The sequence below is a fragment of the Trinickia sp. genome, from assembly GCF_036503415.1.
Classification (GTDB): Bacteria; Pseudomonadota; Gammaproteobacteria; order Burkholderiales; family Burkholderiaceae; genus Trinickia.
On the sequence record NZ_DASXWY010000191.1, the window covers coordinates 1 to 21,862 of the forward strand.

Here is a 21,862-nt window from a genome sequence, read left to right on the forward strand (position 1 = left end):
TGGTCGAGCGTTTCGAGCGCCCCGAAAATGGCGGCGTGGCGCAAGCGCTTCGCAATGCCGCGCACATCGAAGGCATAGGTCGTATTGGGATTGGCATTGGTCATTGCGGACTCCTGAGTGGAAGTGACATCGACGAGAACATGACGACGATGAACAGTGCCAGCGCCGCGGCGTTGCCGATTGCGCCGGCGCGGTGTAGCACAAATGCCTGCGCGAGCGCGCCGCCGATGCGCAGGGCGAGCGCCGCATGCAACGCAGCGAGCGGCAGATAGAAGAGAGGGCGATAACGCACGCGCAGCCGTGTGAGCGCCGGCAGGACGATCGGTGCGTGCCCGAGCGCCATCGACATGACGAAGCCGAGCGTGAGCGCATGCACCGCCGCGTCGTGCCACGGATGCCCGGCGTCCCATGAACCGAACAAGCCGAGCACCCCGCTCAATGCGAGCCACCCATAGCCCGACAACAGACAGACGGCAATAAAACGCGTGAGTCCGCGCTGACGCACGGTAACGCGCGCGACGTCATGGCGGGTCAGCCATAGTGCCAGTGCGACCAGCGCTGCGGAGAATGCGCGCAACGCGGGCTCCGGCGCATACGGCGAGGCACCGGCTGAGAGGAAGATGACGACGGCGATGGCGACGAACGTCACCCGCGCGCGCGGTGGGGTTCGCCGCATGCGCGTGAGCTCGAGTCTTTCCGCCGCGATCGTCAAGACGAGAAACGCCAGCCAATTCGGCACGGCCCGCAGCGGCGCCTGAGTCGCAAGCCACAGAACGTTGCCTGCCCACCAGCTCGACACGCCGAGCGCGAGCACGAAAAGATGCAATGCCGGCTGCCGGCGAAGCAACCCGGCCATGCTCGCAAGCGCGGCCGTCGCCGCGATGACCAGAAGAGCCTGGGCCCAGGCGGGCGGCGCGCCGGCCAGCAGCACGAGGCCCGCGGCGGCTGCGCACGCGGGGGCACAGAGGTGCGGGCCTGCCCGGAGCGCGACTGCGCGCTCGAGACTGACGACTGCGCCGAAGAAGACGGGCAGGACGAGCACACCGTGCCAAGCAGCGCTCGACAGCGCGTGGGGAGGCAGGGCGATGCCGAAGCGAGCGAGACCGGCTGCAATGCCGCATACGAACGCGACAGCGATGGAGCCTGCGAACGCAATCCGCACGCCCGTTTGCGCGGCGCGCCCCCACGTTGCACGGGCGCCGGTTTCGGCTGTACCGGCGGGCGACGTATGCTTCAATCGTCGCTCCAACCTAGCGTATCGCGAGCGGCGTCGCTCATCATCTCGGGCTGCCACGGCGGCTCCCAGACGAGATCGATGTCGACGATCGTGCCCACCTGCAACGCGGCATCGATGACCGCGTGCACGTCGTCGAGAATCGACTGCCCCATCGGGCAGGCGGGCGAAGTCATGGTGAGCGCGATGCGCCAGCCTTCGGTACGCTGCTCGATGTCGTAAACGAGCCCGAGATCGACGATGTTCACGCCGATCTCCGGATCGATCACGTGCTGCAGCGCCTCGCGAATCTGCTCGCGCGCCGACGGGGCGCTGGTAGGGATCGGTAAGGGCTCCATAGTCGTTCTCCGCGGGGCTTTATTGAGCGTGGGACGGTTGGGCGGCCGGACGCGAGCATCCGGCCGTCAGGGCGTGGGGCGCGTGCTCGCGTCGTCTCAGACGCGATGGGCCGCGCGTTCGACGGCTGCCTCGGCCGGATGTGCGGGCCGCACGCGGCGCAGCAGACGCAGCGCGAACCAGCCCAAATAGAGCACGCCGGCAGCGAAGACGATGTCGCCCGGGACGCGGATCCACACGAGCGCCTGCATGATCGGTGCGTGCACGATCTCGGGTGAGCGCGCATACCAGAGCCCCTTGCTGACGCTGGCCCACGCCTCGTAGATGCCCGAGGGCAGGATGGAGAGGAACACCATCATGAACAGGCCAATGTTGAGCATCCAGAATGCCGGCTTGAGCAGCGTGTCGTCCCACGCTTCGCGGGGCGACAGGCCGCGCAGGCAGAACAGCATGAGCCCGATGCCCAGCATGCCGTAGACGCCGAACAGGGCAGCATGGCCGTGCGCGGGCGTCATGTTGAGCCCCTGTACGTAGTAGAGCGAAATCGGCGGGTTGATCGAGAATCCGAGCAGCCCGGCGCCTACGGTGTTCCATACGCCCACGGCGACGAAGCACAGGATCGCCCACTTGTACGTTTGGACCCACGGTGCGGCCTGCGTCTTGCGATAGGTTTGCCACCCTTCGAGGCCGATGAGCGCGAGCGGTACGACTTCGAAGGCCGAGAACACCGAGCCCACCGCGATGACGGCCGTCGATGCGCCGGTGAAGTACAGGTGGTGCAAGGTGCCCAGAATGCCGCCGAACAGGAATACGATCGTCTCGAGCACGATGGCGCGGTTGGCCGTTTCGATGCGGATGAGGCCCAGTCTGGAGAAGATCAGCGCGATGACGGCGGTTGCGAACACTTCGAAGAAGCCTTCGACCCACAGGTGCACGAGCCACCATCTCCAGTACTCGATCATCGAGTAATGCGTGTGTTGGCCCCAGGCGAGCGAAGTCGAATAAAAGGCACCGATGCAAGCCGCCGACAGGAACACCATGCCGATGAGTCCGCGCCCGTTCGTTTCGCGGTTCTTCAGCGCGGGCATCAATGCACGTCCCATCAGCACGAGCCAGAACAGCAGGCCGACGAACAGCAGGATCTGCCAGACGCGGCCCATGCTCGTGTAGGCGAGCCCCTGATTGCCGATCCAGAAGCTGTAATCGGTGCCGCGATGCTGTAGCGTGCCGAGCCAGCCGCAGACGGTCGACCCCACTACGATCACGAGCAGCGCGTAAAACAGCACGTCGACGCCGAGCTTTTGCAGCTTCGGTTCGTGCCCTGAGAGCAGCGGAGAGATGTATAAGCCCGTTGCAAGCCAGGCGGTGGCGATCCAAAGCACGCCGAACTGTGTATGGATGGTGCGGCTCGCGACCCATGGCAATACGTTTGCAAGCGGCAGCCCGAAGAAGCTGTGGCCTTCCACCGCATAGTGGGCGGTGATCGCGCCCATGCCGACTTGCGTCAACAGCAAGCCGATGACGACATAGAAGTATTTCTTCGTTGCCTTCATCGACGGCGTGGGTTTGACGTTGAAGAGCGGATCCTTGGCGGGGGCCGCCAAAGACACTTCGCCTTCGTTATGTGCCGAGTGGTACCAGATCATGCCGGCGATGCCCGCGAGCAGCAGGATCACACTGGCGACGGACCACATGCCGTTGGCAACGGTCGGGTTGTTGTCGACGAGCGGCTCGTGTGGCCAATTGTTCGTGTAGGTGATTCCCGTTTGTCCGGGGCGATCGGTGGTGGCCGACCAGGCCGACCAGAAGAAGAACGAGGCAAGCGCCGCCCGATCGTCGGCACGTCTGACGGAACCGGCATTCATCGCGTATTGATCGCGTAGCGCATCGAGCGACGGGTCGTCGCCGAACAACGCTTGGTAGTGCGCCGCGACGTCGCGCACGGCGCTCGCGCGCTCGTTGCTCAGCGTGAGGCGGCCGGTCGAAGCGTCATAGCGATTCGCGCGCATTTCGCGCTTCAGACGTGCGTCGAGCGTTCCCTGCCGATCGTCCGTCAGCGCGGCATAGGGCTGCTCGAACTGCAGCTTGGCCCAGTTCTCGCGCAACTGCAGCGCTTCGCGATGGAGCCAGTCGGCCGACCAGTCGGGCGCCACGTAGCTGCCGTGGCCCCAGACGGTGCCGAGTTGCTGTCCTCCGGCCGCGAGCCATACTTGCTGGCCGCGCTTGATTTGATCGCCGGTGAACAGCACTTGACCGCTCTGATCGACAACCGCGCTCGGAATCGGCGGGGCGGCCAGATAGATCTCTTTTCCGAGCCAAAGCAAAGCGGCGAACGATAGCAGGCAGACCAGGCCCAACCATCTCCATAAGCGTCGTGTCGATTGCATATCCTCTCTCCTGGAGGGTGAAGTGCAGGGATGCCATTGCCTGCGGGTCGATCCGTTTGCAGTGGCTGAAAGATGTATTCGAAATACATGTTAACGGGCATCATAGAGTCGCCTTTTGATCTAGGTAAAGGTTCGTGTCGGTCGGTAAGCGGGTGGTCTGCACGTTCGCCATCCGGGAACGTCGATGTTTGCGGGGGTGCGCGGGGTGTCGCGTTATTTCGCCGCAGGTACCGGTGTGCAGGCGATGAAGTGGCCTGGAGCGCGCCGCGTCCGGGCGCAGGAACGCGTCGTTTTGGAGGGGAGGCTGGAGTGTGAGCAAAGCCCCCGTTGTCGGGGGCTCAATGTCGGTGTCGCCCGTGGAACGCCGGGCGCTGTGAACGCCGAGTGGGTTTACAGCTCGATACGCGTGCCCAGCAAAACGAGGAACTGCCTCAACCATTCGGGATGCGCGGGCCACGCCGGTGCCGTGACGAACGGCGTGTCGGTGACGGCCGCATCCACAGGAATATCGGCGTACTCGCCGCCGGCCAGCCGAACCTCGGGCGAGCAGGCCGGATAGGCCGAAATGCGCTTGCCCCGAATGACGTCGGCCGCCGCCAGCAGTTGCGCCGCGTGGCAAATCGCCGCAATCGGCTTTTTATCGTTCGCGAACTGCTGCACGAGCGATATCACCTTCCGATCGAGCCGCAAGTACTCGGGTGCGCGACCGCCCGCGATCGCGAGCGCGTCGTATCCATGCGCATCGATTTCGTCGAACGATGCGTTGAGCGTGAACTGATGCCCGGGTTTCTCGGTATAGGTCTGATCGCCTTCGAAGTCATGGATCGCCGTTTTCACTTTGTCCCCGGCCTTCTTGCCGGGGCATACGGCGTGCACGGTATGCCCGACGGCTTGCAGTGCCTGAAATGGCACCATCGTTTCGTAGTCCTCTGCAAAATCGCCGGTCAAAAAGAGAATCTTCTTCGCTGCCATGGCTTTCTCCTGTCGGTACCTACGTTGGGACGGAACGAGCACGGCAAAGTGTACTCCGGCTCATCGACGCAGCGGCGGCAGCAGCGCACGTATCCTCGAGTACTTGCCCGCGACAGAAAATGTAATTATTATGGTTACATTATTTGGGGGCGCGGACGCCGGACCGGGAGTGAAAGCGGGAAATGAATACGAGCAGCCGTTTCGCTTACGCCGTTCACGTGCTCGCGTTGCTGTCGCTGCAAGAGGGCGTGCCGCTTTCGTCGGAGATCATTGCGGGCAGCGTGAACACGAATCCGGCGTTGATCCGGCGCCTGCTTTCCATGCTGGCCGCAGCCGGGCTGACCACGGCGCAATTGGGGGCGGGCGGCGGTGCGCTGCTCGCTCGCGAGCCGAAGGACATCGCATTGGTCGATGTCTACCGCGCTGTCGATGACGGCAAGTTGATCGGCTTGCATCGGGATACGCCGAATCCCGACTGCATGGTCGGCAGACACATTCAAGCGGTGCTCGTCGAAGTCGTCGACGCCGCCGAGCGGGCTCTCGAAGCATCGCTTGCTTCGCGCACGCTGGCGGATGTCACGGCTGGCGTGCTGTCGGCGCACCGAAAGGAAGAACAAAAACGGCGGCGGGGGTAATGCAGTCGAGCCGACGTCAGTCGGCCATCGATAAAGCACGAATCGGGCGGGGATCGCACCCTGCCGTTTTTTTCCGGTAATGTGTAACCAATGCAGTTACTAATCAGGAGAGCAAAGATGCAAAAGAATCTGAAGATCGCACTTTTTGGCGCAACGGGCATGATCGGCTCGCGAATCGCTGCCGAAGCGGCACGGCGCGGCCACGAGGTCAGCGCGTTTGCGCGACATCCCGAACGTGTGCAGGATGCCGCGCACATCACGGCGCGTCAGGGCGATGTTTTCGATGTGCAGGCGATGACGGCCGCGGTTGCGGGCCACGACGTAATCGCAAGCGCGTATGCACCGCCGCACGACGATGCAGGCAAGGTTGTCGATGCCGCGCGGGCGCTGGTGGCGATCGCTCGGGCGGCAGGCATCAAGCGGATCGTAGCCGTGGGCGGCGCGGGCTCGCTCGAAGTGGCGCCTGGCAAGCAGCTCGTCGATGCGGACGGATTTCCCCCGCAGTACAAGGCCTATGCACTCGCGCATCGCGACGCGCTCGGGTTTTACCGGACGGCGACCGATATCGACTGGACCTTTTTCGCACCGGCGGCCATCATCGCGCCGGGCGAGCGCAAGGGCACGTTCCGGGTTGGCACGGACAAGCTCATTGCGGACGAGAACGGCAACAGCACGATTTCGGCCGAGGACTACGCCATTGCGTTCGTCGACGAAATCGAGGGCGCACGGTTTGCGCGGCAGCTCGCGACGGTGGCCTACTAAGCGGGCGAGGACGTAAGCGCAGGGAAAGCCGCGATACGGATCACCGTCTTTTGCTGAAAAGCGTAGAATGCGGCCCGCGTAGGCGGGGGTGTGCCCCGGCCTGCGCGAACCCTATTCTTTTCCGGCATTCGATCGTGAACCAACCTCGCAAGAAGCTCGACCCGACCGTGCGCGTCGCGGTGTTGATCGTCGTCGCCGTGCTGATCGTGATCGGCACGCTTTTCTATAACGCGATACGGGGCAAACTCGAGTACGACCGCGAGCGGCGTGCGACGCAAGATGTCCCGGCATCGGCCGCGGTACGCGCAGGCTCCGCCGCGGTTCCCGCCTCGCAGTAATCCGCGCGGAACGAAACGCTTTCAGTCTTCCGACAACAGAATCGTCCGCGCGTCCTTGCGGATCAGAAACGATGCGGCAAGCATCTGTTTCGCTTGCAACGCAAGCATCTTGAGTTCCTGCACGAAATCGTTCGCATGCTGGCCCGAGCGTTCGGCGTCGGTCACCATGGCATCGAGCTCACGCGTGAGCTGCTTCGTCGTTTCCGCTGGCTCGGCACTGGGCGCATCGGCCGCATGCGCGTTGGCAAGATTTTCCCGTACGACCGAGAGCGTGCGCTGCAGCGCCAGCGGGCGCTCCGATTCCTTGTCCGCAACGCCGCGTATGAGCGGCACGGCTGCCGTGATTTGCGCGGCCAGCGTATGGGCTTGCACGAGCAGATCGTTGAGTTCGGGCACGAACTTGCGATGGGCTTCCGGCTCGATCAGCATGCGCCGCAACGCTTGCGCCAAGTTGGCAAACGCGATGTGCGCGTTCTTGCGCGCAAGCCGATAACGAAAATCGCGGTCGGCCGGCGCGCCGCGCTCCGCTGCGACGGCGGCGTTCGTGCCGGCCGCCGCGGCTCCCGCTGGCTCGCCTGGCTGGCCGCCCCACCACCAAGCCGCCTCGAGATGTTGACGCGAAGTGGCGAGCAACTCCGTCACGAGCTTGCCTATGTCGCGATACTCCCAGTATGGAAACAAGCGGCTCGCCGCAATCGCCAACGCGCAGCCGACGACGGTATCGATCGCGCGCTCGCCGATGATATGCAGGCTGCCCGGCGCCAGCAGATGAAAGAGCAGCAGCACGTACGCGGACGTGAATACGACGCTCGCCGTGTAATTGAAAAGCAGCAGGCTGTAGCTCATGACCATCGACGCAAACATTACCGCGAGCAGTACGTGCGGCGAGTGGACCAGCAAGATCAGCGCGATGCTGACCGCGCAGCCGATGGCCGTACCGACGATACGCTGCTGATTGCGCTGCTTCGTGAGCGAATAGCCGGGCTTCATGATGATCAGTGTGGTCATCACGATCCAGTAGGCGTTCGTGAGCGGCAGCACTCGGCCCAGCGCGAAGCCCAGGGCGACGGCGAGCGTCACGCGCAAGGCATGGCGAAAGCTCGGCGAGGCCATCGTCAGGTTCGAGAAGATCTGCCGCAGCGGTACGCGCCTGCCGGAGAGAAAACGCGTCAGGCTCGGATCGAGGCGCAGTTCGGTGCGAACCGTCGGCGAATCGTCCGCGAGGCTTTTTTTCATCTTGTCGATGAGCCGGATGCCGCTCCAGATGCGCCTGAACGAAGCCGATGCGGCCGCGTAGGCCTCCGCCTTGCGCTGCGCCTGGCCTTCCTTGCGCTGCAACTCGAGTTCGTACTCGATCGCCCGCAGCTCGGCCTTCACACTGATGCGCGATTCGGAAACGCGATTTTGCAGTACGGCAAGGCCGATCTCGTCGAGATCGAACGCCGCTTTGCGGATCAGATCGCGGTAGAACAGCATGAGATCGGCATTGCCGAAAGTGCGGCGCAATAGCGGGTAGTCGGTATGCGCGCCGACGAAGAGTTCATGCAGATCGACGACGTTGATGAACAGATTGAAAAGCGTGACGCGCCTTCTGTCGAGCTTGCCGCGGCGCAGCTTCGGCAGGTTGCGCAGCACGATGGCGCGCGCGGCGTCCTGGAGTTCGACGGCCGCGATCTGCTTTTCGACGAGATTGCTGTAGCAGACGTCGAGATCGGCATCGACATCGTAGAACGCGGCGCGCGCGAGCAGGTATTCGGCACAGGCGAAGACGCTTTCGGCGAGCGCCTGCTTTTCGACCCGATACGCCTGCCATTGCAGCACGAGGGTGGCCCAGTACGTGTACCAGAGGCCGCCCGCGAGAATCCAGGCGGCATTGGTCAGTGCCGCGAGCGGGCTCAAGTGCTCTTCGAGCGTGACGACCATCATGAAAAGCGTCGCGAAGCCGATCTGCGGCCAGCGATTGCCATAAGCGACGGTCAGCGATAGCGCGAACGTGAGCGCGGCGACAGTGGCCCCGAGCGCGAAGACGTTGAACGTGGCGAGCCCCGTTGCGAGCGCGGCAACGAAGCCGAGCACGCTGCAGGTCAACATCTCGTTGTGCTTGTACTTGAGCGGCCCGGGCATGTCGACGACGCAGGCCCCGAGCGCACCCGTCGCGATGGTGAAGCCGAGCTCGGTATTGCGAAAGACGATCAGGCAAAGCACGGCGGGCAGCGAGACGCCGATCGCCATGCGCAGTCCACCGAAGAAATACTGACTGTAGAGGAACTTCTTGATTTCTATCGAATATCGCATCGATGTGGGAGCTGGCAGCGGATGAGCCGATTACCGGACGTTGGAGCTTGAGCCCGCGTCGAGTCTAACGTATTTGGCTGCGCGCCCGCCACTGGAAACGGCCGCGACGGTACCTGCGCGGTTCCCGCTTGCGGTGAAAGAGGCGAGGCGGCGCTCGCGTTTGCTATCCTCATGCTTTGCGCCGAAACGCGCCTTTAAGCGCTGTCCGTACGCGTTCGAAAAACGCGTACCGCCGGCTTCGCGGGGTCCATGCTTCAGCTCCTTTATTCCAATCGCTACGAGACGCTCGTCGACGCACTCAGCGAAGACCTCTCGGCCATGCCGGCCGATCCCTGGTCCAGCGAGGAACTCATCGTGCCGAGCGCCGCCGTACGCCGGCATATCGAACTCGAGCTCGCCAGGCGGCGCGGGATCTGCGCGAACGTCAATTTCAGCTATCTGGCCCAGTGGCTATGGATGCAGATCGGCCGCGCGATGGATGTGCCCGTGCATTCGCCGCTTGCGGTGGAGCGGTTGCAATGGCGCTGTTATCGGCTCTTCGGCGCGCGCGAGGGCAAGCTCGCGCAGGCGTGGCGAGCGTCGCCACGGCTTGCGGCATATCTCGCGGGGGCCGACGAGCCCATGCGCTATGAACTTGCACGCCGGGTCGCGACGCTATTCGATCATTACCTCACGTATCGCCCCGAGTGGCTCGCGCGTTGGCAGCGCGGCCAGTCCATCTTCGATGCCGACGCGCCTGCCCTCGCGGGCAGCCTGGCCGGCTCGTTGCGCGAGGACGAGGGTTGGCAGGCGGCACTTTGGCGGGCGGTGCTGGCCGAGCTTGCCGGCACGGACGACCCTCGCGCGCTCGAGCAGGCATCGCCGCCCGCGCATCGTTTTCTGGAAGTGGCGCGCAAGCTCGATCTCGACGCGGTCATGCGCGCACGCTGGCCGGCCTCGGTCAGCGTGGTCGCGCTGCCGACCATCGCGCCGCTTCATATCGCGTTGCTGCGCGAGCTGTCGCACTGGATCGACGTGCGGCTTTACGTAGTGAACCCGTGCCGCCAGTTCTGGTTCGACATCGTGAGCGAAGGCAGGGCGTTCGCGCTCGAAGCGGCAGGCACGCTCGATTTTCACGAAGTCGGCCATCCTCTGCTGGCGGAGTGGGGACGGCAAACGCAGGCGCAACTGCACTTGCTGCACGAGTTGACCGAAGGCGCGGCATCGGCGGAAGCGACCCGGTTCGTCCCGAATCCGCAGGCGAGTTGGCTCGCGAAGCTGCAAAATGCCATGCTCGATCTCGTGCCGGAGACGTCCGAGCCGCCCCCCGAGCGCGGCATCGAAGTGCACGTGTGCCACAGTCTCTCGCGCCAGCTCGAGGTGCTGCACGACCGGCTGCTGGACTGGTTCAACGCCGGTCGCGATACACCGGGCGGCAACGGCGCCTCGGCGGAGCTCGAGCCGGCCGACGTGCTCGTTGCGTGCCCCGATCTGGTCGCCGCCGCACCGCTCATCGACGCCGTGTTCGGTACCGCGCCCGCTGACGAGCGCCGCCGCATTCCTTATCGCATCACGGGCCTGCCGGCGTCGCAGGCCAACCCGGTCGCGCGTGTGCTGCTCGATTGGCTGGCGCGTGCCGATCGAAACGTGACGGCGCCGGAGCTCGTCGAGTGGTTACGCGTCGACGCGCTCGCCGCGCGATACCGCATCGATGCGGGGGCGCTCGACACGGCGCAGGCCTGGCTTGCGGCGGCCGGCGCACGCCGCGGGCTTGCGCCGGCCATGCCGACGGATCCCGATGTGCCGCCGGAACGCCATACGTTCGCCGATGCGCTCATGCGGTTGTTCCTCGGCTACGCGATGCCGGATGGCGGCGAGCCCGTCGATGCCTGGTTGCCGGTACCCGGCGCGGCGGGTGCCGAAGCGGAGTTGCTCGGCCGACTCGCGCGTTTCGTCGACGATATCGAGCAGTTCATCGCGCGCGCGTCCGAGGCCGGCAGCTGCGAAGCCTGGACTGCGCTGCTCGAGCAGGCATTGCAGCGCTTTTTCGATGCGGGGCCGGGGTTTTCCGATTCGATTGCCGCCGTGCGCGATGCCGTCGATGCGACGCTCGATGCGATGCGCGAAAGCGCCGGCGACGCACGCATACCCGCGGACGTCGTGCGCGCGGCGCTCAGCGCGGCGCTCGACGACGGGGCGTACGGTGGCGTGCCCGCGGGCGGCGTGACGTTTTCGTCGCTGACGAGCCTGCGCGGGTTGCCTTACCGCGTCATCTGCCTGATCGGCATGGACGACGGCGTGCTGCCTTCCCACTCGCGTGCCGACGAGTTCGACCTGATGGCCGCGCGCCCAGCGTTGGGCGACCGGCAGCGGCGCGCCGACGAACGCAATCTGTTTCTCGATCTATTGCAGGCGGCGCGCGAGCGGTTCGTCATCACCTATACCGGCCGCAGCATTCGCGATAACGCGCCGCTGCCGCCGGCCGCGCTCGTCGACGAGCTGCTCGATCATCTGGCGCGCGTGCAGGCCGGCGCCGATGCCACCCCTGCGCAGACGCAGGCCGCGCGCGATACATTCATCGTCGAGCATCCGTTGCAACCGTTCTCGCGGGCATACTTCGAGCCAGCGACGGGCTTGTTCACCTACGATCGCGAGCGTGCGCAACTGGCCGAGCGGCTCGCGGCCGGCGAGGCCGCACCGGTGCGGCCATTCTTCTCTACGCCGCTGGCGCCCGAGTCCCTCGGACCGATCGCGTTCGCCGACTTCGCGCGGTTCTGGCGGCACCCGGCGCGCGAGTTGCTGCGCGAGCGGCTCGGCATCGTGCTCGAAGCCGCCGACGGCGAGCTTGGCGACACCGAGCCGTTCGAACTCGATTACGCGGCCCGCGATGCGCTCGCCGAGCGTTTGCTGCCGCGCCTCATCGCACACGGCGACGACGCCATGCGCGCGCGCGCGACGCGTATCGCCGAGGCGAGTCCCGAGTTGCCGGTGGGCGCCACGGGAGACGTCATGAAGCACCGCGAGCTTGCGGCATTGACACGTCTGGCCGGCGATGTGCGCGCGCAACTGGCCGTTGGCGCGGCGCGCTTGTCGTTCGTCGTGGAGGTGACGCCGCGCTGGCCCGACACCCACGGTGTTGCGGTTTTCGGCGAGCACGATGCGGCGCTCGCGCATGGGCTCGGCGACGCTGGACCTCTCGAGTTGCATGGCGTGCTCGAGAACGTGACGAGCAATGGGCTCGTGCTCTACCGTTATGCGCGCCCCGGTGCGCGCGATTACCTCGGCGCGTGGCTCGCGCATCTGGTGTATTGCGCGGCACAGCCCGAGGGGCCCCGCCGCACGACGTGGCAAGGCCTCGGCGAGCGCTTTTCCTTCGCGCCCGTGGCGGCGCCGCACGAGATGCTCGCGCCGCTCGTGGCCCTCTTTGCCGCGGGGCGCCGCGCGCCGCTGCGCTTCTTTCCGAAGAGCGCGTGGGCGAGGATGACGGGCAGCGAGGCACAAGCGCTCGGCGTCTGGATCAGCGATCGCGTACGCGGAGAATCGGACGATCCCGCACTCGAGATCGCCTGGCGCGGTACGGCATTGACGCTCGACGAGCCGTTCGCCGCACTCGCGCGTCTCGTGTTCGAGCCGCTCTTGAAGCACCTCGAAGGAGTCGCGGCATGAGCGGCGCATCGGTAGTAGCCGCTCCCGTCTTGTCGCCGCCCGCCGAGCTCGACGTCTTCACGTGCCCGCTCAGCGGCATCAATCAAATCGAAGCGTCGGCCGGTACCGGGAAGACCTGGAATATTTGCGCGCTCTATGTACGGCTTTTGCTCGAACGCGACTTGAACGCCGACCAGATTCTCGTCGTCACGTTCACGAAGGCGGCGACAGCCGAATTGCACGAGCGCATCCGGACACGTTTGGCCGAACTGGCACGCGCAATCGAAACGGGCGAACCGGGCGGCGACGCGTTCGTCGCTCGCCTTTTCGAGACAGTGTTGGCCGATGCGGACGCAGCCGCGCTCGAGCAGGCCGGCAGGCGCATTCGGCGCGCGCTATCGACTTTCGATCAGGCCGCCATCCATACGATTCACGCGTTTTGCCAGCGCGCATTGCAAGAGGCGCCATTCGCGGCCGCGATGCCGTTCGCACTCGAACTGGAAGGCGACGATACCGGACTGCGATTCGAACTGGCGGCCCGGTTCTGGCGCACGCGCGTCGAGCCCGTCGCCGCGGCGCATCCGGCGTTCGCCGCGTGGCTCGTCGCGCATGGCGCGGGTCCACAGGTGCTCGATGCACAGCTCACGCGGCGGCTCAAGAAGCCGCTTGCGATCATGCGGTTCGGCCCGCTCGGCGGCTCCACGGCCTCGACGGACGCGGCCGCCGACGCCGACGAGCGGCGGATGCAAGCCCACTTCGACGAGGCATGCACGCTATGGAGCGGGGAGCGCGAGCGCATCGTGCAACTGCTCGAGGACGCGCAAGCCGCGCTCTCCCGCACGACACACAAGCCCGAGGCGGTGGCGGCCGCGCTCGACGCATGGGCTCGCTATTTCGTGGAGGGCGACTGCCATGCGGCGCCACCGCGTGCCGCGTTGAAGCTGACGGCGTCCGCGCTCGAGAAAGCGACGAAGGCCAAGTTCGTCGCGCCGACCCATCCGTTCTTCGCGCTGGCCGACGCGCTCGCGGCCGCCGTCGATGCCGCCGAGGCAGCCCATCGCCGGCGCTGGCTCGCACTCGTCGCCGAATGGCTCGAGACGGGGCCGGCCACGCTCGCCGCGGCCAAGCGCTCGCGGCGCGTCGTCTCGTTCGACGATCTGCTGTCGAATCTGCACGATGCGCTCGTCGCCCACCCATGGCTGGCGCAGGTGTTGCGCGCGCGCTATCCGGCCGCACTGATCGACGAATTCCAGGATACCGATCCGCTGCAGTTCGCCATCTTCGAGCGAATTTTCGCGCGCGGTCCGAGCGGGCCGGCGCCGGTCTTTCTGGTCGGCGATCCGAAGCAGGCGATCTATAGTTTTCGCGCGGCCGATCTGCATACCTACCTTGCCGCGCGCGCCGCGGCGAGCTCGCGCTACACGCTGGCGGTCAATCAGCGCTCCACGGCGCCGCTCGTCGATGCCTGCAACCGCATCTTCAGCGCGAATCCGCGCGCGTTCGTGCTCGACGGGCTCGACTATCTGCCTGTGCGAGCCGGCACGCGCGAACGTGCGCCGTTCGTCGACGGTGCCGCCACGGGCGAGGTCGACGCGTTGCGCTTATGGATGCTGCCGTCCGGCGAGGCGACGCTCATCAAGCGCGACGCGCAACGGCAGGCGGCCGAGGCGAGCGCGGCCGAGATCGCACGGCTCTTGCGCGGTGCGCGCGAGGGATCGGTGACGCTCGGCGACAGACCGCTCGCGCCGGCCGACATCGCGGTTCTCGTGCGCACGCACCGGCAGGGCAGCCTCGTCAAACGCGTGCTGGCCGGGTGGGGTATCGGCAGCGTCGAGCTCGCGCAGGCGTCGGTTTTCGCGACGATCGATGCGGCGCAACTCGAACGTGTGCTGCTCGCGATCGACATGCCGGGCGATCTGCGTCGGCTGCGTGCGGCGCTGGCAGCCGACTGGTTCGGACTCGACGCGGCCGCGCTGGCCTCGCTCGAAGCGTTGGCCGACGCGGCGACGGCAACCCATGCCGATGACGCGACGGCCTGGGCCGAGCGCTTTGCACGTTATCGATCGCTGTGGCACGAGCGAGGCTTTGCGACGATGTGGCGGACGCTGATGCGCGAACTCGGGGTTGGCCGGCGGCTCATCGCCGGCCGCGACGGCGAGCGCCGGCTGACCGACGTCAATCATCTGGCGGAGCTCGTTGCCGCGCAGACGGCGGTGCATCCCGGTATTGCGCCGACATTGCGCTGGCTGGCCGCGCAGCGGGACCAGGGTGGGGGAGACGATGCGCAACTGCGGCTGGAATCCGACCGCGATCTCGTGCAGATCGTGACGGTCCACAAGTCGAAAGGGCTGGAATACGCGCTCGTCTTCTGCCCGTTTCTCAATGACGGTGCGATGCAGCCGTCCTCGGGCGGCGGCTTGACCGACGCCTGCGAATACCATGAAGAGCAAGCCGGTGGTACGGCTACGGTGCTGCACTTTGGCTGCGAGGGCGACGACCTCGAGCGCGCCGAGCTCGAGGCACGGCGGGAAGAAGCCGCGGAACGCGCCCGCCTGATCTACGTCGCGCTGACCCGCGCGGTGTACCGTTGCTACCTCGTCGCAGGGCCCTATCTGTCGTCGCGCTCGACGAAGGAATCGCGTCGTAGCGTACTCAATTGGTTCGTTGCCCGCGATGGCGAATGCGCAAGTTTCGACGATTGGTACCGGGAGCCGCCGGATGACACGGTCACGACTCAACGGTGGGAAGCACTGGCTCATGGACCCATTTCACTGGAACCGCTGCCGGTGCCTGCGGGGCGTGCGCCGCTCGAGCGCGAAAGCTCGCAAGGCCAGCGGTTCGCGGCTCGCACGAGCCGGAGGTTGGTGAACGAGACCTGGCGGATCGCGAGCTTCAGCTCGCTCGCGTCGGGGGTGTCGCACAGCATGCCAGGTCCCGTCGAAGACGAGCCGCGTCCGGACCACGATGCGCAGGCGGCGGCCTTCGATGCCGGGGTAGCGGCGTCGGACGCCGAGCCGGCTGAACCGTTTGCGGCGATCGTGGCGCGCCCGGCGGTTGCTGTCGCCGCTGACGACATTCTCGATTTTCCGCGCGGCGCGGCGGCCGGCGAGTGTCTGCACCGACTTTTCGAGTTGGCCGATTTCGCTGCGCCGGCAAGCTGGCCGCAAGCGATCCAGCGCGCGCTCGCGGAACGCCCCGTGCCGGCCGATGCGCAAACGGCGCACCGGATGCCGGCAATGATGGCCCGCATGCTGACCGAGGTGGCGAGCCGGGAGCTCGCGCCGGGCCTGAGCCTCGCATCGCTCGACGCCGAACGCCGCTTCGTGGAATGGCCGTTTCTCTTTGCGTGTCCCTCGCTCGATCCATCGGTGCTGCGGCGCTTGCTCGTCGCACACGGATACCCCGACGTGGCGCTCGAAACCGGTTTGCTGACCGGCTTCGTCAAAGGATTCGTCGACATGATCGTCGAGCATGAAGGGCGTTACTGGATCATCGATTGGAAATCGAACCATCTCGGTGTCGAGCCCGACGATTACGGTGTGGCCTCGCTCGAGGCGGCAATGACGGCGCACGCTTACCATTTGCAGGCGCTGCTCTATACGGTCGCGCTGCATCGCTATCTGAAGACGCGCAAGCGAGGCTACGACTACGACGTGCACATCGGTGGCTACCTTTATGTCTTCTTGCGCGGTGTACGGGCCGGCTGGCATGACGGGGAGTTGCCGGCAGGCGTGTATCGGCGCTTGCCGGCACGCGCGCTGATCGAAGCGCTCGACACGCTGTTCGGTGCGGGAGGAAACGCATGAGCGAGCCCTTGCGCGCCCCGATCGCCGCACCGGCCGATTTCGCGACGGCGCTTGCCGTCGGTTTCGCACGCCGCATCGGCACGCTCGCCGAACGGCTCGGCGCGGACCCGTCGAGCGTCAGATGGGCGCGTCGCGCCGCATTCGCGGCAAGCCGCGCGACGCAGGCCGGCCATGTGTGTTTGCCGCTCGCGCGGCTGGCGCACCGATACGGCGCCACGCTTGCCGAAGTACGTGCCGCGCTCGCCGCGAGCCGTATCGTCTCGGATGGCGACGACGAGGCCGATGCGTTGAGGCCGCTCGTCGTCGATCGAGCCGGGCGGCTTTATCTCGCCCGCTACTTCGATTACGAGCGCAGGCTCGGCGCTTCGATCGTGGCGCATGCGCGCCATTCCAATCCCCAGCTCGACGAATCGGCGCTCGCCGCAAGCCTCACGCGCTACTTCGGTCCCGCCGGCGGCGACGAAATCGACTGGCAGCGCGCGGCGGCCGCGCTGGCGCTCGCGGGCCGCCTGACGGTGGTGAGCGGCGGCCCCGGCACGGGCAAGACGACGACCGTCGTCGGCATGCTCGCCTGTCTCGTCGATATGGATCCGACATTGTCGATTGCGCTCGCCGCGCCAACGGGCAAGGCGGCGCAGCGCATGCAGGAAGCGCTCGCGGCGCGCGCGGCGAGCTTGCCGCCCGGCATCGGCGAGCGGCTGCCCGCGCGTGCACAGACGCTGCATCGTTTGCTCGGTGTTGGGCAGGGTGTGCGGCCGCGTTATCGCCGCGACAACCCGTTGCCGTGCGATGTGCTCGTGGTCGACGAGGCGTCGATGATCGATGTGGCGATGGCCGCGCAGTTGTTCGACGCGCTCGCGCCGCAAACGCGCCTCATATTGCTCGGCGACAAGGATCAACTTGCGGCGGTCGAGGCGGGCGCGGTGTTCGCCGAGCTGAGCGCGGCGCCGGCGTTCAGCGAGGCGGGTATTGCGCGCATCGCTCGCGCGACCGGGGCGGATCTCGTGTCAGTGGGCCGGGCGCTGCCCGCGACGGGGCCGCACGCGGCGGATATCGCGGCGATGTCGACAGAGGCCGACGAGACGGCCGGGTCGCTCGACGACGATGCGTTTCTGTCGAGGGACGACGAGTTGGCGCTCGATTGGGCAGCGCCGTGGGAGCTTCCCGCGGACCCGTACCTGGACTACGAGATTCATGCCGCCGCTGCAAGAGCGGAGCCGGCTGACTCGACTCAGTCCGCCGCGGTCCGCGAGGCGGATGATGCGTTGCCGCCCGACGGGCCGCCGCTGGTCGATTGTGTTATCTGGCTCGAGCGCAATTACCGCTTCGGGCTCGATTCTCCCGTGGGACGTCTGTCGCTGGCGATCCGCCGCGGCGATGTCGCCGCGGCGCTTGCGTCGCTGTCGCCGGTCGAGGCCCCGAGCGCCAGGGTACCCGCCGCCGCGACGCTCGATGAGGATAGCGGAACGATACTCGCCGCACAGACGGTCGAGCGGCTCGCACAGGGTTTCGAGCGCTATATCGCGGCGCTCGGCCACGCGCTCGACGAGGCGAAACCGGACCCCGAGCCGCTTTTCGAAGCGCTCAACGCCTATCGCATCCTCTGTGCGACGCGCGTGGGCGCCCGCGGGGTGGATGCGCTCAATACGCTGATGGCAGCGCACGTACGGCGCGCCGCGCGCGTGCCGCTCGCGCCGGGTGCCGCATGGTTCGCCGGCCGTCCGATCATGATCGCGCGCAACGACTACGCGCTTGGCCTCTTCAACGGCGACATCGGCGTGACGCTGCACGGCGAGGGCGGCGTGCTGCGCGTGTACTTCCGCACGGCCGACGGCGGTTTTCGTGCGGTATCGCCCGCGGCATTGCCGCCGTGCGACAGCGCGTTCGCCCTGACGGTGCATAAATCGCAGGGTTCCGAATTCGACGAGGCCGCGCTCGTGCTGCCGGCGTCCGCGAACCGCGTGCTGTCACGCGAACTCGTCTATACGGCGGTCACGCGTGCACGAGTGTCGGTACGCCTCGTCGGCGCGCGCGCGGTGCTGGCCGATGCGATCGCGATGGCCGGCGCCCGCGATTCGGGGCTCGCTGCGCGCATGGCCGAAGCGATGCGCACGAGGGATAACGGGTGAGGGCGGGGATGCGCGATGCGCCGCAACGGTTCGGCAGCCCCTGGCACCCGTGTCTTCGTGACGGGTTATGCCGTATGGACGGCTTGCGCCGATGCGCCTGTCCCGCTACCGTTGCATCATGACATTTCGCTATTCCGTGTCGCCTGCCGAGGTCGAACTCACCGCCGTGCGCGCGCAAGGCGCGGGCGGCCAGAACGTCAACAAGGTGTCGAGCGCGATCCACCTGCGGTTCGATATTCGTGCCTCGTCACTGCCCGAGCCGATCAAGATGAGGCTCCTCGCGCTCGCCGATCACCGGATCACGCACGAAGGCGTCGTCATCATCAAGGCGCAGGAATACCGCACGCAGGAAATGAATCGCACGGCGGCGCTCGCGCGTCTGAACGAACTCATTGCGGCGGTCAGTCTGACACCCCGCGCTCGCATTCCCACGAAACCGACGCGCGCGGCGAAGCTGCGGCGGCTCGACAGCAAGGCGCGCCGGGGCGATATCAAGGCCGGGCGTGGACGCGTGACCGACTGAAACTGAAGGTGCGGGCCGCAAGGCGGAAAGCGCAGACGCGACGATTGGCGTAGCTCTCGCGCCTACTGGCCGCGAGGCGGCTCCGGCATCGATGTATCGAGCAGGAAGTCCGCGCAGAATACGAGCCGGCGCGAATCGAACTCGACGGTGACGGCTGCCGTGTAGCAATCCTTGCCGTCGGTGAGGGAGAAATGAGGACCCATGACGGCCACCCGCCCCGGCGCCGCGAGGGCGCGCTTGAAGTAGGCACGGCGCGACCAGTTGCTACCGGCGTCGGGAAAGAGCGGCGAGAGTCGCTCGCTCTCGGGCGCCGGATCGCGCGTGATCGAAGGTTCATGCTGATTGCCGTACTCGTCGAGGAGAAATACGCGCTTTGCGAACGGCTGCGCCAACGTCTGATCGGCTGCCAGCGCAAGATTGCCCGCGCGCTCGTAGGCTCGCGCGCCCTCGAGTACCGCGTGCTCGAAGTGCCTCAGGTCGATTGCGCCGTGCGGCCGGCTGCCCTCGCGCGTGTGAAACCGCGCCCACATCGCTTCGACGAGCGCCGGTGCTTGCGCCGCGGCGACGCTCGGCGACGTATCGGGCTGCCCGAGCCAGAAACCCTGGATGAAATCGACGTCGGCCTCCATGAGCGTCATCAGTTCCTCGTCGGTTTCGACGCCTTCGCCCAGCACCATCGCGCCGGCGCGATGCAGCATCGTCACGAGCTGGGTCGCGAACTGAGGATCGGCGCCCGGCATGGCCATGCGCGCAACGAGCGAGCGATCGAGCTTGACGAGATCGGGCCGCACGCGCCAGATGCGGTCAAAGTTCGAAAAGCCGGTACCGAAATCGTCGATTGCAATCATCAGATCGCGTCTGCGCAGTGCCTCCACGGTGTGCTCGAAATGCGCTTCGTCGGCGGCCGGCTCCTCCAGCAACTCGATGACGATGCGTGAGTGAGGCAGTCCGAAATGCGCGCAAAGCTCGTCGACGTACGAGCTATAGGGCCACCCGGTCTTGAAAAGGCGCGGCAGCGCATTGACGAAGAGCCAGCCCTTGTCGAGCCCCGCCTCCGCGAAATTGGCGAAATGCACGCAGCGCGTGAGGCGCTCGAGTGCGAGGGCGACGGTCTTGCCGGGCGCGCGGGCAAAGACCGTTTCCGGGGCAATCGCCTCTCCGGCTGCGTTCGTGGCGCGCAACAGCGCCTCGAAGCCCACGACGCGTTTGTGCGTGATCGAGACGACCGGCTGGAACGCGCTGCGCAGTCGAATGCCGCGGTAATCGATGTACCAGCCCGTGTCGTCCCGGGCCAAAAGGGGTAGGACGTCCGTTAGCGTCATGACACGCTTCGACGCCATGGCGAGCGCCTGGCTGATGCGCGAGTGCGCGCTCGCGCCGCTTGGGCGACGTGCGAGCCGGCCGAACGGGTGATGCGCGCTTTTTCGCGGTGAAGGCACGGAGCGCTGAGAGCGGGAGTGCGAACCATGCCTGATCGTGATCATATGAAGGGAGCCCAGTGTAGCAAACGAACGCATGAGGCGATGGAGTTCAGCGTAAGTCGCTGCTGGGATCGCGTTATGTTCGATCGGGTACGGTGGCGCGGAACTTGCGCAGGCCGGGCTGGATTCGGCGTGCTGTGCCGAACGCAAGCCCGGCAAGGCTGTGGCGGGGGCGCGACGCAACGGCCCCGTGCTAGGGGCGTGCGCGCGATTGCTTTTGGCGGGTGCGGCGGGGTCTTGTCAGGCGAAAGAGCGACGGGGTCTCAGGTCTGCGCAGGGCGCCGGCCGAAGCCGGGAATGCGCTTGACCGCACCCGTGGCGAGGGCCGTTCCCACGAGCACGATCGCACAGCCGGCGAGCATCGCTGGCGAGACCGCTTCGTGAAGAAAGAGGGCGCCCCAGAGAATGCCGAAAACGGGGATGACGAACGTGACGGTCATGGCACGGGCGGGACCCGCCACGTTGAGCAAATGAAAATAGATGAAGTAGGCAACGCCGGTGCAAACGACGCCGAGGCTCAGCACGGCGCCCCAGGCGCTTGCCGAGACGGAGTGCGCGGGCCACGTGGCGATGGCGAACGGGATCAGCGCGAGGGTGGACCCGACCATGCTGCCCGTGGCGATGGCCATCGCATCGACGCCGGTCAGGCGGCGCTTCGTGTAGTTGGCGGCGATGCCGTAGAGGAGGGCTGCGCCCATGGCCGCGGCGGCTGCCAGCGCGGTCGCGAGCGGCGTGGGGCCCAGCGCGTCGTGACTCGAAGCGATCTGGTCCCAGACGAGCGTCACGACGCCCGCAAAACCGATAGCCATCCCGAGCGTACGCAGGACGGTCAGCCGGTCGCGCAGCCAGACGTAGGCGACGAGCGCGCCCCAAAGCGGCGTCGTCGCGTTGATGACGGAGGTCGTGCCGGCGGTCAGCGTGAGCTCGGCGAACGCAAAAAGACAGAACGGCGCGGCCGAATTGAGCACGCCCACGACGAACAGCGGCCATGCGCGCGCGCTCAATACGCGCAGCACCTCTTGCGGGGCGCCGCGCGCGACGGTCATGCCGAGCAGAAATAGGGCGCCGATCCCGACGCGCAAGGCCATGAGCGGCGCCACGCCGAATTCGGCGACGCCGACACGAATGAACAGGAACGACGCGCCCCAGACGGCGGCGAGGGCCAGAAGCTGCACGAGATGGCGGGGTTTCATCGAATGGAGCGCGCGTCGGCGCCTTCGGCAAGAGGACGAGCGGGCATGTTACCTCGGCGGTGGCGCCAGCGCCCGGCACAGCGAATGAGACAGCAAGCGGTACGGTTGAGTCAGCGGGACGGCGAGGCCGGTCAAAGGGGCCGAAGG

14 protein-coding genes are annotated in these 21,862 nt (G+C 66.5%); 7 read left to right on the forward strand and 7 right to left on the reverse strand.

The annotated features are described in order from the left end of the window. Positions 1–100 precede the first annotated feature (100 nt). The 4 genes from VGL01_RS22675 to VGL01_RS22690 form a co-directional block, all read right to left on the reverse strand. Positions 101–1,162 carry a hypothetical protein gene (locus VGL01_RS22675; protein ID WP_331573415.1) on the reverse strand — a complete coding sequence of 354 codons (1,062 nt, stop codon included), beginning with the start codon at positions 1,160–1,162 and terminating at the stop codon, positions 101–103. Between the two features lie 71 nt (positions 1,163–1,233). Beyond that, positions 1,234–1,572 carry a metal-sulfur cluster assembly factor gene (locus VGL01_RS22680; RefSeq protein ID WP_331573371.1) on the reverse strand — a complete coding sequence of 113 codons (339 nt, stop codon included), beginning with the start codon at positions 1,570–1,572 and terminating at the stop codon, positions 1,234–1,236. Positions 1,573–1,668: 96 nt separating this feature from the next. Next, the gene (locus VGL01_RS22685) at positions 1,669–3,957 is read right to left on the reverse strand and encodes a nitric-oxide reductase large subunit (protein WP_331573373.1); all 2,289 of its coding nucleotides are present in this window, start codon (positions 3,955–3,957) and stop codon (positions 1,669–1,671) included. A 390-nt stretch (positions 3,958–4,347) separates the two neighbouring features. Further along, positions 4,348–4,929, reverse strand: a complete 582-nt coding sequence (locus VGL01_RS22690; RefSeq protein ID WP_331573376.1) for a DJ-1/PfpI family protein — start codon at positions 4,927–4,929, stop codon at positions 4,348–4,350. A gap of 182 nt (positions 4,930–5,111) precedes the next feature. On the opposite strand from VGL01_RS22690, the gene VGL01_RS22695 reads away from it, so the two are divergent. The 3 genes from VGL01_RS22695 (at position 5,112) to VGL01_RS22705 (ending at position 6,664) form a co-directional block, all read left to right on the forward strand. Beyond that, the gene (locus VGL01_RS22695) at positions 5,112–5,564 is read left to right on the forward strand and encodes an Rrf2 family transcriptional regulator (RefSeq protein WP_331573378.1); all 453 of its coding nucleotides are present in this window, start codon (positions 5,112–5,114) and stop codon (positions 5,562–5,564) included. A 117-nt stretch (positions 5,565–5,681) separates the two neighbouring features. Beyond that, entirely contained in the window at positions 5,682–6,326 is a 645-nt protein-coding gene (locus VGL01_RS22700; protein WP_331573379.1) for an NAD(P)-dependent oxidoreductase, read from the forward strand. A gap of 134 nt (positions 6,327–6,460) precedes the next feature. Then, positions 6,461–6,664 carry a hypothetical protein gene (locus VGL01_RS22705; RefSeq protein WP_331573380.1) on the forward strand — a complete coding sequence of 68 codons (204 nt, stop codon included), beginning with the start codon at positions 6,461–6,463 and terminating at the stop codon, positions 6,662–6,664. Between the two features lie 21 nt (positions 6,665–6,685). Here VGL01_RS22705 and VGL01_RS22710 read toward each other — a convergent pair whose 3' ends face one another. Further along, complete coding sequence (locus tag VGL01_RS22710) at positions 6,686–8,959, reverse strand: FUSC family protein (protein ID WP_331573381.1); 2,274 nt, start codon at positions 8,957–8,959, stop codon at positions 6,686–6,688. Between the two features lie 249 nt (positions 8,960–9,208). Here VGL01_RS22710 and recC point away from each other — a divergent pair, with 249 nt between their 5' ends. From recC to arfB, 4 genes are all read left to right on the forward strand, one after another. Next, complete coding sequence (gene recC, locus VGL01_RS22715; protein ID WP_331573382.1) at positions 9,209–12,604, forward strand: exodeoxyribonuclease V subunit gamma; 3,396 nt, start codon at positions 9,209–9,211, stop codon at positions 12,602–12,604. Next, entirely contained in the window at positions 12,601–16,389 is a 3,789-nt protein-coding gene (gene recB, locus VGL01_RS22720) for an exodeoxyribonuclease V subunit beta (RefSeq protein WP_331573384.1), read from the forward strand. Before recC ends, recB begins: the two co-directional genes overlap by 4 nt. Beyond that, positions 16,386–18,518: an AAA family ATPase gene (locus VGL01_RS22725; protein WP_331573386.1), complete on the forward strand. Its 2,133-nt coding sequence runs from the start codon at positions 16,386–16,388 to the stop codon at positions 18,516–18,518. The genes recB and VGL01_RS22725 overlap by 4 nt, the downstream gene beginning before the upstream one ends. Positions 18,519–18,636: 118 nt before the next feature. Then, positions 18,637–19,041 carry an alternative ribosome rescue aminoacyl-tRNA hydrolase ArfB gene (gene arfB, locus VGL01_RS22730; RefSeq protein WP_331573387.1) on the forward strand — a complete coding sequence of 135 codons (405 nt, stop codon included), beginning with the start codon at positions 18,637–18,639 and terminating at the stop codon, positions 19,039–19,041. A 62-nt stretch (positions 19,042–19,103) separates the two neighbouring features. Here the strand turns inward: arfB and VGL01_RS22735 are convergent, their stop codons facing one another. Beyond that, the gene (locus VGL01_RS22735; protein WP_331573388.1) at positions 19,104–20,381 is read right to left on the reverse strand and encodes an EAL domain-containing protein; all 1,278 of its coding nucleotides are present in this window, start codon (positions 20,379–20,381) and stop codon (positions 19,104–19,106) included. 404 nt (positions 20,382–20,785) lie between these two features. Then, on the reverse strand, positions 20,786–21,715 hold the full coding sequence (locus VGL01_RS22740) for a DMT family transporter (protein ID WP_331573389.1): 930 nt from the start codon (positions 21,713–21,715) through the stop codon (positions 20,786–20,788). Positions 21,716–21,862: the final 147 nt, after the last annotated feature.